Source organism: Yokenella regensburgei (genome assembly GCF_051486985.1).
In the GTDB taxonomy this organism is placed as follows: domain Bacteria; phylum Pseudomonadota; class Gammaproteobacteria; order Enterobacterales; family Enterobacteriaceae; genus CBFFRJ01.
Genome location: NZ_JAHVDV010000053.1, coordinates 1 through 13,126, shown reverse-complemented (window position 1 = coordinate 13,126; position 13,126 = coordinate 1). Strand labels below are relative to the sequence as shown.

At 51.7% G+C, this 13,126-nt stretch carries 12 protein-coding genes, 1 tRNA gene, 2 rRNA genes and 1 pseudogene; 3 read left to right on the top strand and 13 right to left on the bottom strand.

Going from position 1 to position 13,126, the window contains the following annotated elements:
* Window positions 1–22: 22 nt before the first annotated feature.
* The 3 genes from rrf (KXR87_RS22685) to rrf (KXR87_RS22675) all read left to right on the top strand — a co-directional run bounded on the left by rrf (KXR87_RS22685) (window position 23) and on the right by rrf (KXR87_RS22675) (window position 383).
* Window positions 23–138: ribosomal RNA gene (gene rrf / locus KXR87_RS22685) — 5S ribosomal RNA — on the top strand.
* Window positions 139–152: 14 nt separating this feature from the next.
* Window positions 153–228, top strand: a tRNA-Thr gene (locus KXR87_RS22680).
* A gap of 39 nt (window positions 229–267) precedes the next feature.
* Window positions 268–383: ribosomal RNA gene (gene rrf / locus KXR87_RS22675) — 5S ribosomal RNA — on the top strand.
* A 172-nt stretch (window positions 384–555) separates the two neighbouring features.
* Here the strand turns inward: rrf (KXR87_RS22675) and KXR87_RS22670 are convergent.
* From KXR87_RS22670 to KXR87_RS22610, 13 genes and pseudogenes are all read right to left on the bottom strand, one after another.
* Window positions 556–1,314 (bottom strand): amino acid ABC transporter ATP-binding protein, encoded by a 759-nt coding sequence (locus KXR87_RS22670; RefSeq protein WP_437434447.1) that lies wholly within the window; start codon window positions 1,312–1,314, stop codon window positions 556–558.
* Window positions 1,315–1,321: 7 nt separating this feature from the next.
* Entirely contained in the window at window positions 1,322–2,425 is a 1,104-nt protein-coding gene (locus tag KXR87_RS22665; RefSeq protein WP_437434446.1) for an amino acid ABC transporter permease, read from the bottom strand.
* 9 nt (window positions 2,426–2,434) lie between these two features.
* Window positions 2,435–3,616 (bottom strand): amino acid ABC transporter permease, encoded by a 1,182-nt coding sequence (locus KXR87_RS22660; RefSeq protein ID WP_437434445.1) that lies wholly within the window; start codon window positions 3,614–3,616, stop codon window positions 2,435–2,437.
* A 72-nt stretch (window positions 3,617–3,688) separates the two neighbouring features.
* Window positions 3,689–4,714: an amino acid ABC transporter substrate-binding protein gene (locus tag KXR87_RS22655; RefSeq protein ID WP_437434444.1), complete on the bottom strand. Its 1,026-nt coding sequence runs from the start codon at window positions 4,712–4,714 to the stop codon at window positions 3,689–3,691.
* A gap of 480 nt (window positions 4,715–5,194) precedes the next feature.
* The gene (locus KXR87_RS22650; RefSeq protein ID WP_437434448.1) at window positions 5,195–5,416 is read right to left on the bottom strand and encodes a lipoprotein; all 222 of its coding nucleotides are present in this window, start codon (window positions 5,414–5,416) and stop codon (window positions 5,195–5,197) included.
* A gap of 358 nt (window positions 5,417–5,774) precedes the next feature.
* Window positions 5,775–7,853 (bottom strand): putative bifunctional diguanylate cyclase/phosphodiesterase, encoded by a 2,079-nt coding sequence (locus tag KXR87_RS22645; protein ID WP_437434443.1) that lies wholly within the window; start codon window positions 7,851–7,853, stop codon window positions 5,775–5,777.
* 143 nt (window positions 7,854–7,996) lie between these two features.
* Complete coding sequence (locus tag KXR87_RS22640) at window positions 7,997–8,161, bottom strand: DUF2556 family protein (protein ID WP_437434442.1); 165 nt, start codon at window positions 8,159–8,161, stop codon at window positions 7,997–7,999.
* Window positions 8,162–8,320: 159 nt separating this feature from the next.
* On the bottom strand, window positions 8,321–8,617 hold the full coding sequence (gene fis, locus KXR87_RS22635) for a DNA-binding transcriptional regulator Fis (protein ID WP_000462905.1): 297 nt from the start codon (window positions 8,615–8,617) through the stop codon (window positions 8,321–8,323).
* Between the two features lie 25 nt (window positions 8,618–8,642).
* Complete coding sequence (gene dusB / locus KXR87_RS22630; RefSeq protein ID WP_437434441.1) at window positions 8,643–9,608, bottom strand: tRNA dihydrouridine synthase DusB; 966 nt, start codon at window positions 9,606–9,608, stop codon at window positions 8,643–8,645.
* Window positions 9,609–9,964: 356 nt separating this feature from the next.
* The gene (gene prmA, locus KXR87_RS22625; protein WP_437434440.1) at window positions 9,965–10,846 is read right to left on the bottom strand and encodes a 50S ribosomal protein L11 methyltransferase; all 882 of its coding nucleotides are present in this window, start codon (window positions 10,844–10,846) and stop codon (window positions 9,965–9,967) included.
* Between the two features lie 13 nt (window positions 10,847–10,859).
* A complete protein-coding gene (gene panF / locus KXR87_RS22620; protein WP_437434439.1) occupies window positions 10,860–12,308 on the bottom strand; it encodes a sodium/pantothenate symporter in 1,449 nt (482 codons plus the stop codon).
* The gene (locus KXR87_RS22615) at window positions 12,298–12,540 is read right to left on the bottom strand and encodes a YhdT family protein (RefSeq protein ID WP_437434438.1); all 243 of its coding nucleotides are present in this window, start codon (window positions 12,538–12,540) and stop codon (window positions 12,298–12,300) included. Before KXR87_RS22615 ends, panF begins: the two co-directional genes overlap by 11 nt.
* A 109-nt stretch (window positions 12,541–12,649) precedes the next feature.
* Window positions 12,650–13,126: pseudogene (locus KXR87_RS22610) on the bottom strand (acetyl-CoA carboxylase biotin carboxylase subunit); the annotation flags it as partial.

The window sequence follows — 13,126 nt, the reverse complement described above, 5'->3', positions numbered from 1 at the left end:
CGTACAGAGCACAAAGAATTTGCCTGGCGGCAGTAGCGCGGTGGTCCCACCTGACCCCATGCCGAACTCAGAAGTGAAACGCCGTAGCGCCGATGGTAGTGTGGGGTCTCCCCATGCGAGAGTAGGGAACTGCCAGGCATCAAATTAAGTGTGCTGATATGGCTCAGTTGGTAGAGCGCACCCTTGGTAAGGGTGAGGTCCCCAGTTCGACTCTGGGTATCAGCACCAGTTTTAAAGGTTAAAGTTCGGCGCTTAGAAAAGAATTTGTCTGGCGGCAGTAGCGCGGTGGTCCCACCTGACCCCATGCCGAACTCAGAAGTGAAACGCCGTAGCGCCGATGGTAGTGTGGGGTCTCCCCATGCGAGAGTAGGGAACTGCCAGACATCAATTACGTGAAAAGGTCATCCGAAAGGATGGCCTTTTTGCATTTCTCTTTTGCTGATAACAGGTCGTACTCACGCTGCCGATGAGGCAATAAACGCCATAACGAACGCGGTACTGAGTGAGTAGCATGAAACGACCCGGCGACACATTGCCGCCGGGTGAGAGAAAGGGTTAATGAATAACCTGCGAGAGGAAAGCGCGAGTACGCTCTGATTTGGGGTGTGCGAAGAACTCTTGCGGAGGCGCTTGCTCTACGATTTCTCCGCGATCCATAAAGATCACCCGATCGGCTACCGTGCGGGCAAAGCCCATTTCATGCGTTACACAGAGCATTGTCATGCCTGACTCAGCCAGGCCAATCATGGTGTCGAGAACCTCTTTTACCATTTCCGGATCAAGCGCGGATGTTGGTTCATCAAACAACATGATTTTCGGCTTCATACAGAGTGAGCGTGCAATAGCGACGCGCTGCTGTTGCCCGCCAGAAATCTGCCCCGGAAATTTATGCGCATGCTCGGCGATACGGACCCGTTCCAGATAATGCATCGCCAGCGCTTCGGCTTCTTTCTTCGGCATTTTTCGCACCCAGACTGGTGCCAGAGTACAGTTTTGCAGCACGGTCAAATGTGGGAAAAGATTGAAGTGCTGAAATACCATGCCGACTTCCTGGCGCACTTTCTCAATGTTCCGGATATCCTCATTCAGCTCAATGCCATCCACCACGATACGGCCCTGTTGATGCTCTTCGAGATGGTTAATGCAGCGGATTGTGGTCGATTTACCCGATCCTGACGGCCCGCATAACACGATGCGTTCGCCTTGCTTCACTTTTAAATTGATATCTTTGAGAACGTGGAACTGACCATACCACTTGTTCACATCTTCGAGCGTAATCATCGCGTCTGCAGGTTGCATAGTAATTTGACTCATAGGTTCCTCAATGCGCTGAACGCCCGGTGTTAAAGCGCTTCTCCAGATGCTGGCTGTAGCGCGACATGCTAAAACAGAAAATCCAGTACACTAATGCGGCAAAGACATAGCCTTCGGTAGACATACCAAGCCAGGCGGGATCTACCGTGGCCTGCTGCACACTACTGAACAGATCAAACAGACCAATGATGATCACAAGGCTGGTATCTTTGAACAGGGCAATAATGGTATTAACCAGGCCTGGAATTACCAGCTTCAGCGCCTGCGGTAAAATCACCAGCCCCTGGGTTTTCCAGTAGCCCAGCGCCAGGGATTCGGCCGCCTCATACTGACCTTTTGGTAGTGCCTGTAAACCGCCCCGCACCACCTCTGCAACATACGCGGACTGGAACAGAATCACCCCCACCAACGCGCGTATGAGCTTATCAATACTGGTGCCTTCAGACATAAATAGCGGCAGCATGACTGATGACATGAACAGAACGGTAATCAAAGGTACGCCACGCCAGAATTCAATGAAGATGATGGAAAGCAGGCGCACGACAGGCATGGTAGAACGACGCCCCAGTGCCAGCAAAATCCCCAGCGGCAGGGCACCGGCAATGCCAACGGAGGCAATGATTAGTGTCAGTGTTAACCCGCCCCACTGACGGGTTTCAACACGTTCAAGGCCGAGAAAACCGCCGTACATCAACCACCAGACGATGAGAGGGTAAATGACTGCCCAACCGGCGATGTAACGACCGCGTGCAGGCAGTGATTTCCAGAACATCGGGGCAATAGAAAGTAGACCGATAATCAACGCAAGGTTGATACGCCAGCGTTGATCATGAGGGTACAGACCATACATGAACTGACCAAAGCGCTCGTGTACAAACACCCAGCATGCCCCTGCTTTGATACATTCTGCCCGGGTAGAACCCACCCAGTTGGCCTGAAAAAATGCCCAATTCAGCAGCGGCGGAATCAGCTCCCACATCAGCCAGAGTGAGAACAAGGTCAGGAGCGTATTGGTCCAGCTGGAAAAAAGATTTTTCTTTGCCCACAAAAGGGCACCACTCCGGGTCGTCCTTTTCTGGCGCGTCGAGTGAGACAGAATGGCTTTTGTCATCAGGATTCCTTAGCGCTCAATTAACGCGATACGGCGGTTATAGATGTTCATAAGGAGGGAAATCGCCAGGCTGATGATCAAGTAAACAGACATGGTTATTGCGATAGTCTCGATAGCTTGCCCGGTCTGGTTAAGCACCGTGCCTGCAAACAGGGAAACCATGTCCGGGTAACCGATAGCGGCCGCCAGGGAGGAGTTTTTCGCAATGTTCAGATACTGACTGGTCAGTGGCGGAATAATGACCCGTAGCGCTTGTGGAATAATGACCTGGCGTAACGTTACTGGATTAGGAATTCCGAGCGAGCGTGCCGCTTCATGCTGACCGTGCGGCACCGACTGGATCCCCGCGCGAATAATCTCGGCAATAAATGCAGAGGTATATACGGACAGCGCAATGGTTAGCGCGGCCAGCTCAGGAATCAGCACCATGCCGCCCTGGAAGTTAAAACCGCGTAAATGCGGTATTTCCCAGTGCAATGCCGCACCAAATCCCCATTGCGCCAGTAACGGCATAATAATAATCAGTGCCAGAGCGGTTGGCCATGTGCGGCGTAGCTGGCCAGTTTTCATCTGATGCGTTTTGTTGAAACGAAAGAGCCCGATGGTAATGACCACTGCGATAGCGAGGGCGCCAATAAAGGCCAGCAGACCTTCTCCCACCTGCGGTGAAGGAATATACAGTCCCCGGTTACTGACGAAGACCAGATCCATTGCGCTCAGGGCTTGTCGCGGGCCGGGAAGGTTTCGCAAAACGGCAAAGTACCAGAAGAAAATTTGCAGTAACGGCGGAATGTTACGAAACGTCTCGATATAAATTGTTGATAGCTTACGCAGCAGCCAGTTTTCAGACAGGCGAGCCAGGCCCAGGAAAAAGCCTATAAAGGAGGCAAAAACAATACACAGCGCCGAAACCAGCAGTGTATTAAGCAGACCTACGAAGAATACCCGACCATAGGTATCACCCTGTTCGTAATCAATCAGATGCTGAACAATGCCAAAGCCGGCGGCTCGGTCAAGAAAACCAAACCCGGAGGTGATACCACGATTATTCAGGTTAGTAACGGTGTTATGTATCAAATAGATCGCGATGCTGATGACAGCCACAATCGCGATGACTTGAAACAGCCAGGCACGAACCGCAGGGTTAGAAAAGGAGAGCGATCCTTTAACGGTTGGGCGGCGTTGGGACATAAGAAAACCTCGGTAGCCATGACTCTGAGCAGGGTGCCATACTGTTATGGCACCCGTAACAACGCTGACGTATTAACGTACTGGCGGAGCGTACTGAATCCCGCCGTTGTTCCAGAGATTGTTCTGGCCACGTTTAATTTTCAGTGCACTCTCAGAGCCTACATTGCGCTCGAAGATTTCTGCATAGTTGCCCACTTTCTTGATGATGTTGTAGGCCCACTTGTTATCAAGTTTCAGATCCTTACCAAAGTCACCCTCTTTGCCCAGCAGATGGGCCATGTCTGGTGTCGCAGGATTGGCCGCTTTCTCATCAACGTTTTTCGAGTTAACCCCCATTTCTTCGGCGTTCAGCATGGCGAAGAGGGTCCAGCGGACGACAGAGAACCACTCATCATCGCCGCGACGCACTACTGGTCCCAACGGCTCCTTAGAGATAACTTCTGGCAGGACAATCCACTCATCCTGGTTGCTCAACTTGATACGCAGCGCATAAAGTTGAGACTGATCGGAAGCCAGCGTGTCGCAGCGGCCTGATTCCAGAGCCTTAGCGGATTCATCAGAACGGTCAAAGGTCACTGGCGTGTATTTCATGTTGTTGGATTTAAAATAATCCGCCACGTTCAGCTCGGTATCGGTACCGGCCTGGATACAAACGGTTGCGCCATCCAGCTCTTTCGCGCTCTTAAGGCCTGCCTTGTTATGGGTCAGGAAGCCGATACCGTCATAATAGGTTACACCGGTGAAGGACATGCCCATGCCAGCATCGCGTGAAGAGGTCCAGGTGGTATTACGGGAGAGCATATCTACTTCACCCGATTGCAGCGCGGTGAAGCGCTCTTTTGCCGTCAGCGGCGTGTATTTAACTTTCGTATCATCGCCGAACAGGGCTGCGGCCACGCCGCGGCAAACGTCCACATCAATACCGGTGAACTTGCCGTTAGCGTCTGCATAAGAGAAGCCAGGCAGGCCATCACTGATACCGCATTGTACGAAACCTTTCTTTTTTACAGCATCCAGAGTTGCTCCCGCATGCGCCTGATTAACAACAGCAAACAGCGCACCGGCAGCGGCCAGGCTGGCAATCATCATCTTTTTCATAATGCATCCTGTGTGGCTAAAATTATCGTTATATAAGGCGTTAGGGAAACGCCTGAGACCTGTCTGTGGCTTTGGCCATACTCCTTAAAGCAAAGGCAGTGCCAGTTTTACGAATGCGGAAATATCTGAGTTCGCAGGCGTAATAGTGAGAGTGTAGACAGGAAAAAATAAACCAAACGCCCTGGCGTGGTGCAAAACTTCAACCTGTGCCACAAAACAGAGCAAAATATTTTCATTAAGGCGGATGCGCCAGTAAACAAGTTTCCTGGGTTAATATAAGCAAAGAGAGAATCGAATTACTTTGTGAATCACATCACGTATTAAAGAGAGAAGTTAAAAACTGGTGCGCAGGAATAACATTAATTAAGATAACTTTTTTGCCAGTGCTCTTTTGTGAGGCTAAAAATAGAGGCGGGAACCGTTTTTTGCACCGTAATAACGCAAAGCGCGGTAAGCCCGCGCTTTTATGAATGACGAGCCCTATTTGGTCAGGGCGACGATACCGAGCGTCAGCCCCGCAAGAGCTGCTGCGCCACCGGCGATAGCACCTGCGGTCTCCCAGTTATCCTGGGTTGTGCCCTTCATACAGGTATTGGTATGCACCAGACGACCTTGATCATCATAAGTCGGTACGCAGGGCGAATCATGTGCACAACCTGCCAGTAATGCAGTGAGCAGTGCAACTGAAATGAATTTTTTCATCATCTTACCTCTGATAATCACGATCCTGATATCTACTCATGCGATACCAGTCCAGAATCGAAGCCTGATTTTACCATTCAGCAGGATGGAAATACCTTAGATCAATAATCTCAAAGTATGAACAATGTAAAAATCATGGAGAGAAAAAACGGAAACAGGCTACATCATGTAGAAATAATGAAGTTTATAAAAATTAAATGCCGCCTTATATAGATTAATCTGAGTATTAGAGGATGCGTTTATTTCCGATTCGTTGATTTTACTAAAATTACCGCTTTAAATGGTGCCGCATGTTTACAGGAAACATGCGGGACATTAAAAAGAGGTATTAATTCGCCATTTAATTATGCCGTATTATTTATGCGGAAGGTCGTGACGAATATAATGCATTACCCTTTGCGCTGATGACCTCTGCTGATACCGGCCTGCCCAGAAGATAACCTTGCAGGGTGTTACAACCCAGTTCGGTAAGAAAGGCCTGTTGCTCCGTTGTCTCAACCCCTTCAGCCACTATTTTTAAATTCAAGGTTTTGGCCAGCGCAACAATGGCAGAAACAATGGTTGCATCATCCCCTTCACTACTCAGCTCACGCACGAAAGCTCTGTCAATTTTAAGTTCGCATGCCGGCAGGCGCTTAAGGTAGAGCAGGCTGGAATAGCCTGTACCAAAGTCATCTATAGAGGCCTGTACGCCAGCTTCTGTTAATAATGTCAGCACGCGTACGCTCTCATCGGGATTGGTCATCGCCGTGGTTTCGGTGACTTCCAGAATTAAGGTATCCGGCGGAACATTGTGCTTATTCAGGCTGTCCATGATGGTTTGAACCAGTGAAGGCTGCTCAAACTGGAGTGTTGAGAGATTCACCGCCACGGACCAGTCAGTATTGCCCTGCTGGCGCCATTCACTCAGTTGCCGGCAGGCTTCGTCAATGACCCAGTTTCCCAAAGGCACAATCAACCCTGTTTTTTCCGCCAGGGGCAGGAAGGTGTCAGGGGCGAGCAGGCCGAGTTTCGGATGCTGCCAGCGCAAAAGAGCTTCAAAACCGATAATGGGTCCTGCGGGAGCCTGAAACTTTGGCTGATAAACAAGGCGGAACTCTTTACGCTCGGTTGCAAGCCATAAATCATTCATCAACTGAAGCTGTGTTTGCGCAAGAGTATTCATCGACGGCTGGAAGAAGTGATAGCCGTTACGCCCCATGTGCTTGGTGTGATACATCGCCGCATCAGCGTTAAACATGAGTTCACGTTCGTTTTTACCATCATGCGGGTAGAGGGCGATGCCGACGCTCAGGGTGACCATCATATCGTAGGGGTCAATATTAAAGGGCTTATCAATGATTCGTACCAGCGAAGCTGCAAGGGTTGCAGCTTCATCAGGCGCAGTGACCTCCGTGAGCAGGACGAACTCGTCTCCGCCCATGCGCGCCAGCGTGTACTGCCCGTTAAGTTGCTGCTTAAGCCGCTCGGCCACCGCAATGAGCAGTTTATCTCCGACATCGTGACCGTAAGCGTCATTAACCGTTTTAAAGCCATCCAGATCCATAAACATCAGCGCAAAAAAATTACCTTCCCGGCGCGCTTTATTGATGGCCTGATCCAGGCGGTCTTCTAATAACACACGGTTGGGAAGACGCGTCAGGGTGTCGTGAAGGGCAAGCTGCGCAAGTTCACGGTTGGCTTCAGCAAGAGAAGAGGCCAGAAGTGAGGTGCGGGCCTGAAGGCGCGCATCCAGCATAGAGACGAGTAACGTAATACCCAAAATCGAAAAAGCGACGACGCTGACCAGTACCGCCAGCCAGTTACCATTAACCCCATGATGCCCCATAGGATCATCATTCGGAAAACGTGCGGCCATCATTCCGCTGTAGTGCATCCCGGCGATGGCTAAACCCATTAAAATCGCGGCACCGAAACGCATCAGGGCAACCTGGGCGGCCTCGTGGCGCAAGCGGAAGGTCAACCACAAGGCGGCGAAGGAGGAGAGCAGGGCAATAATGACAGAGATGGCAACCCAGGTCATGTCCCATTCGATGGCGGGCGTGACCTGTAATGCCGCCATGCCCGTGTAGTGCATGGCAGCAATACCCGAGCCCATGATGAAAGCGCCAGGTAGCAGGCGATGCAGCGTTAAGTCCACACCGCTGACCAGCCATAGCGCAAAGAGAGAGGCGCTGATGGCAATGACCATCGAGAGGGCGGTAAGGAGCGGGTCATAGCGCAGGTGCATGGACATATCCATAGCCAGCATGCCGATAAAATGCATGGCCCAAATGCCGATGCCCATCGCCACCCCACCGCCACTCAACCAGACCCATGCGGTACAACCGGTGCTGGTGGAGACCCGGCCTGCCATATTCAGAGCGGTATAAGATGCCAGAATGGCAACAATAAAAGATACAACAACAAGGATTTGGTCGTATTGGCTAACCAGCATGATGTCATCAACTCATTCACAAAAAAGCGTTACGCTAACTACATTTGTTTGGGCGAAAAGGCTGAGACACGGCTATCCGGAGGGGATGGCACAACCAGGTAGATATCCCTGAGCACGCAGGAGACAGTGCACCTGAGCAGCTGTCAGTCGAGCTCGGTACAGTTCACCAGTTTAAGTGGATTGACGGAATTCATGTTTCGGCACTTATCGACTTCTGTCGTCAGAAACTCGATCCACTGCATGAGTACCGAATCCAGCAACAAAACGGACAGGGCAAAAATAACCAGCCAGAAGTACTTTCGAATCATTCCGCATATCCTTATCTCGCATTTAACCGTTGCGAATATACACGAAATCACCTGCGGGGAAAGATGAGGCAAGAGAAGTTTTTTATGGCTGCAATGGCAATAAAAAAGGCGCGTCCCCATGCCGGTTCGCGCCTTTTTAGAAGCAGTCTCTGACAGGTATCAGTTCATGCCGTATTTTTTCAGTTTCTTACGCAGCGTACCACGGTTGATGCCCATCATCAGGGCAGCGCGGGTCTGGTTACCACGGGTGTATTGCATCACCATGTCCAACAGAGGCTGTTCTACCTCAGCCAGTACCAGCTCATACAGGTCATTAACATCCTGACCATTCAGTTGAGCAAAATAGTTCTTCAGTGCCTGCTTTACCGAGTCACGCAGAGGTTTTTGGGTTACCTGATCCTGAGAGTTAACGGTAGAAACGGTCAGTACGTCAGAATTTACGCGTTGTTCGAACATAGTTCTGTCAGCTCTTTATTTCTGTTTACGCAAAATTTTCGAAGTATGCCTCCAACGCCTCCAGCTGTTCGCTGGCGTCCTCAAGGGCGTTGAATGTGCGCCGAAACTGGTCATTTGGAGCATGCTCCTGGAGATACCAGGAGACGTGTTTGCGCGCAATTCGGTAACCTTTTGCCTGACCGTAAAAGTCATGCAACTCCCGAACGTGCGCACAAAGCAAGCGCTTTACTTCTGCCAAAGGCAGCGGAGCAAGCAGCTCCCCAGTGTCCAGATAATGCTGGATTTCCCGAAAGATCCAGGGTCTTCCCTGAGCTGCACGGCCTATCATCAGGGCATCAGCCCCCGTATAGTCGAGTACAGCTCTGGCTTTAAGCGGGTCAGTGATGTCACCATTCGCGATAATCGGAATGGAAACTTTCTGCTTAACTGCCCGAATGCTGTCGTACTCAGCGTCTCCATTGAACAAACAGGCGCGGGTGCGTCCATGAATGGTCAGAGCCTGAATGCCACAGTCTTCAGCCAGTTGGGCAATCTCTACGCAGTTACGATGTTCCGGAGCCCAGCCAGTGCGAATCTTGAGCGTGACGGGCACGTCCACCGCTTTTACCACGCCGGTCAGGATAGACTTCACCAAATCCGGGTGTTGCAGCAGGGCGGAGCCCGCAAGCTTGCGATTCACTTTCTTAGCCGGACAGCCCATATTGATATCAATAATCTGGGCACCGCTTTCCACATTAATGCGGGCGGCATCCGCCATCTCATCCGGATCGCTCCCTGCAATTTGCACGGTGCGAATACCTGGCTCATCTACATGCACCATCCGCAGTCGGGACTTGTCGCTTTCCCACACCTGAGGGTTAGACGACATCATCTCGGATACGGTTAAACCTGCCCCCATCTCGTAGCACAACGTCCGAAATGGTCTGTCAGTAATGCCAGCCATGGGCGCTGCGATCAGGCGATTTCTAAGCTGGTGGTGTCCGATGCGCATGAGTTAAGAAATGACCATACTGTGACTGCAAGGCGGCGTATCTTACGCATTTTTTGCACGAGATGAAAGGCCAAACTTTGAGCAATCCACTGTCGCAGATCAATGAATGCACGCTAAAGCCGGAGCGATGAATTATATTTTCTTATAAATCATTCTGTTAGTTTTGATGGGCGAAATTATGAACAAATATAATTTCCTTAAACTTCTCATTTTTTCTTCGTTCAGGCGGTGATAATCGGGATAATTTGCTGTTTTAATAGACAAAAAAGAAGGCGAAAATGAGATCTTACTCTCAATTTCGCCTTCAGAAAGATTATTACGGTCAATGAATCACGTGCCTCTCAGGGCGGGAGCATTCAGCGTTTCTGACCGGTAATCCGGCACCACTCTTCTTTTTCCACGACGGCATCGAGGGTGAAGTTATCGCGGTAGGCCTGGCAGACGTCTTCCGCCTGGCTGGCAAGGATACCGGAGAGGCCCAACAGACCGCCTGAAACGGGCAGCACGCTAATCAGGGGTGCCAGCTCGCGCAACGGCCCTGCCAGAATATTTGCTACGACCACATCCGCTTGCATTGCCTCGGGTTGATCCTGAGGCAGATAAAGTGCCAGACGGTCGGACACGCCATTACGCTCGGCGTTGTCACGGCTTGCCTGGATTGCCTGGGGATCGATATCAATACCTATCGCTTTCGCCGCGCCCAGCTTCAGCGCTGCAATAGCCAGGATGCCGGAGCCGCAGCCGAAATCAATAACGGTCTTGCCGGTTAAATCGAGTCCATCCAGCCATTGCAGACACAGCGAGGTCGTTGGGTGTGTACCTGTACCGAAGGCCAGACCTGGATCGAGCATCACATTGACGGCGTTTTCATCCGGAACGTCGCGCCAGCTTGGGCATATCCAAAGGCGCTTACCAAACTGCATTGGATGGAAGTTTTCCATCCACTCGCGCTCCCAGTCCTTATCTTCGATCTGTTCGATCTTATGCACGAAACCCGTGCCCAGCAACGGATGCTGTTCCAGCATCGCGACGACGTCGCTCATGTCGGTCTCTGCATCAAACAGGCCGATAACATCAGTATCGCCCCACAGACGCGTTTCACCCGGCAGCGGCTCAAACACCGGCGTATCGTGCGTGTCCTGGAAGGTAATGGAGACAGAACCCGCTTCCATTAACGCGTCGCTCAGTTCTTCGGCATTTGCGCCAGTCGTATTTAACTTCAGTTGGATCCACGGCATAAGAAACTCTTTGTTAGTTCAGAGAAAGGGCGTTGGTTTGTGCGGCGGGCCGACCAAAACGGTTTCCGACGAAAAAGGCCAACAAACTTAAAACCAGTGACGGCACGATAGGGTGCAGTCCAAGAAAATGTATATTCCAGGTGGCCAGGACGGCATACAGGATACCGCCGGTAAACATGCTGCTCAGCGCCCCGGTTGCATTTGCACGTTCCCAGTAGAGGCCCAGCACCAGCGGCCACAGGAAGACGGCTTCCAGTCCGCCAAAAGCCAGCAGGTTTAGCCAGATGATCATTTCAGGCGGATGCCATGCGGCCAGCATCATAAAGATCCCCAGAATAAGGGTGATGGCCATAGAAATACGCTTCAGGCGCAGCTCATTGTGGATCTGTTCTGGTCGGGAATTGAGCCAGAGATCTTTAATGATCGTCGCGGATGCCTGCAAAAGGTGCGCATTCACATTAGACATAATAGCGGCCATAGGCGCGGCCAGAAAGATCCCTGCGGCAAGAGGCGGCAGCACCTTTACCATTAATGTAGGGATGACCAGGTCAGGCACTTTTAAATCCGGTATCACCGCACGGCCCAGCGCCCCAGCGAGATGCATTCCCAGCATCAGCAGGGTCACTACTATCGTGCCGATGATAATGCCCCGGTGAACGGCTTTGCTGTCCTTATAGGAGATGCAGCGCACGGCGGTATGAGGAAGGCCGATCACACCGAAACAGACCAGCACCCAGAATGAGGTCATAAAGGCAGGCGTAAGAATACCATCACCACCCTGAGGGGAGACCAGCTGCGGGTCAATGTGCTGCAATTTATCCACTGCACTGTGCAGGCCGCCTGCCGCATAGACGACGCCAACCAGCAGTACGAGGGTGCCAATCAACATCACCATACCCTGCATGGTGTCGTTGAGTACGCTGGCGCGAAAGCCGCCAAAGGCCGTATAGAGGGCAATACTGATGCCAAAGATAAGCAGGCCTGATTCGTACTTAATGCCGGCAGCCGTCTCCAGCAGACGTGCACCGCCAATAAACTGCACGGCAATAGCGCCGACAAAGGCGACCAGTAAGCTGATACTCGCCACCCATACCAGCAGACGGCTCTGGTAACGTGCCAGCAGCATATCGTTGAGGGTGATGGCATTGTAGCGGCGGGCAAGTATGGCAAATTTTTTACCCAGCACGCCCAGCGATAGCCAGATGGTCGGTACCTGTATCATCGCCAGCAATACCCAGCCGAGGCCATATTTATAGGCCGCCCCCGGTCCGCCAATAAAGGAGCTGGCACTGATGTACGAGGTTGTCAGGGTCATGGCCAGCACCATGCCGCCCATCGAACGGCTGCCCAAAAAATATTCCGTCAGGAACGTGCCTGCCTTACGCTGGCGCATGGCATAAACCGACAGGCCGAAGACAATAAGCATGTAGGCAATCAGTGGAATGATGACTTCAGGATGCATCTGTATCCTCCAGAGAAATATCGCGGAAGACAATACGCACCATCGCCCAGCAGAGCAGGATAAACACTAATGGCATCAGGAGACAGGCCATTTCAAACCAGTGGGGCAAACCGGTTATGCCCAGGGTGGAATCAGGTAAGTAAGCAGTTACTAACCATGCAGCAAGATAAAGAAGGGTCAGCCACAGCGCCCAGCGCGCCTCTTTGTGGGCCTGAACAAAACGCGTGTCCATATTTGTCCCTTGTGGATGAAGAAAGCGGGGATTGTACCTTATGGGGCTTTCTAATCCCCAGAAATAAAAAAAGGCCGGAATATCCGGCCTTTTAGCGCTAAAAACGGGCTTACTTCTCGTTCAGACCGAGTTTCTTCTCCAGATAGTGGATGTTGGTGCCACCCTGCTGGAACTTCTCGTCGTTCATGATACGGGTCTGCAGATCCACGTTGGTTTTGATGCCGTCGATGATGAGCTCCTGCAGGGCGTTCTTCATGCGGGCAATCGCCACGTCACGGGTTTCGCCAAAGCAGATAAGCTTGCCGATCATGGAGTCATAGTACGGCGGTACGGTGTAACCGGCGTAAATATGGGACTCCCAGCGCACGCCAAAACCGCCTGGCGCGTGGAAACGGGTGATTTTACCCGGGCTCGGCAGGAAGGTGTTCGGGTCTTCGGCGTTGATACGGCACTCCACCGCATGGCCTTTCACCACCACATCTTCCTGTCTGATGGAGAGCGGCTGACCGGCAGCAATACGCAGCTGCTCTTTGATGAGGTCCACGCCGGTGATCATCTCGGTAACCGGATGCTCCACCTGAATACG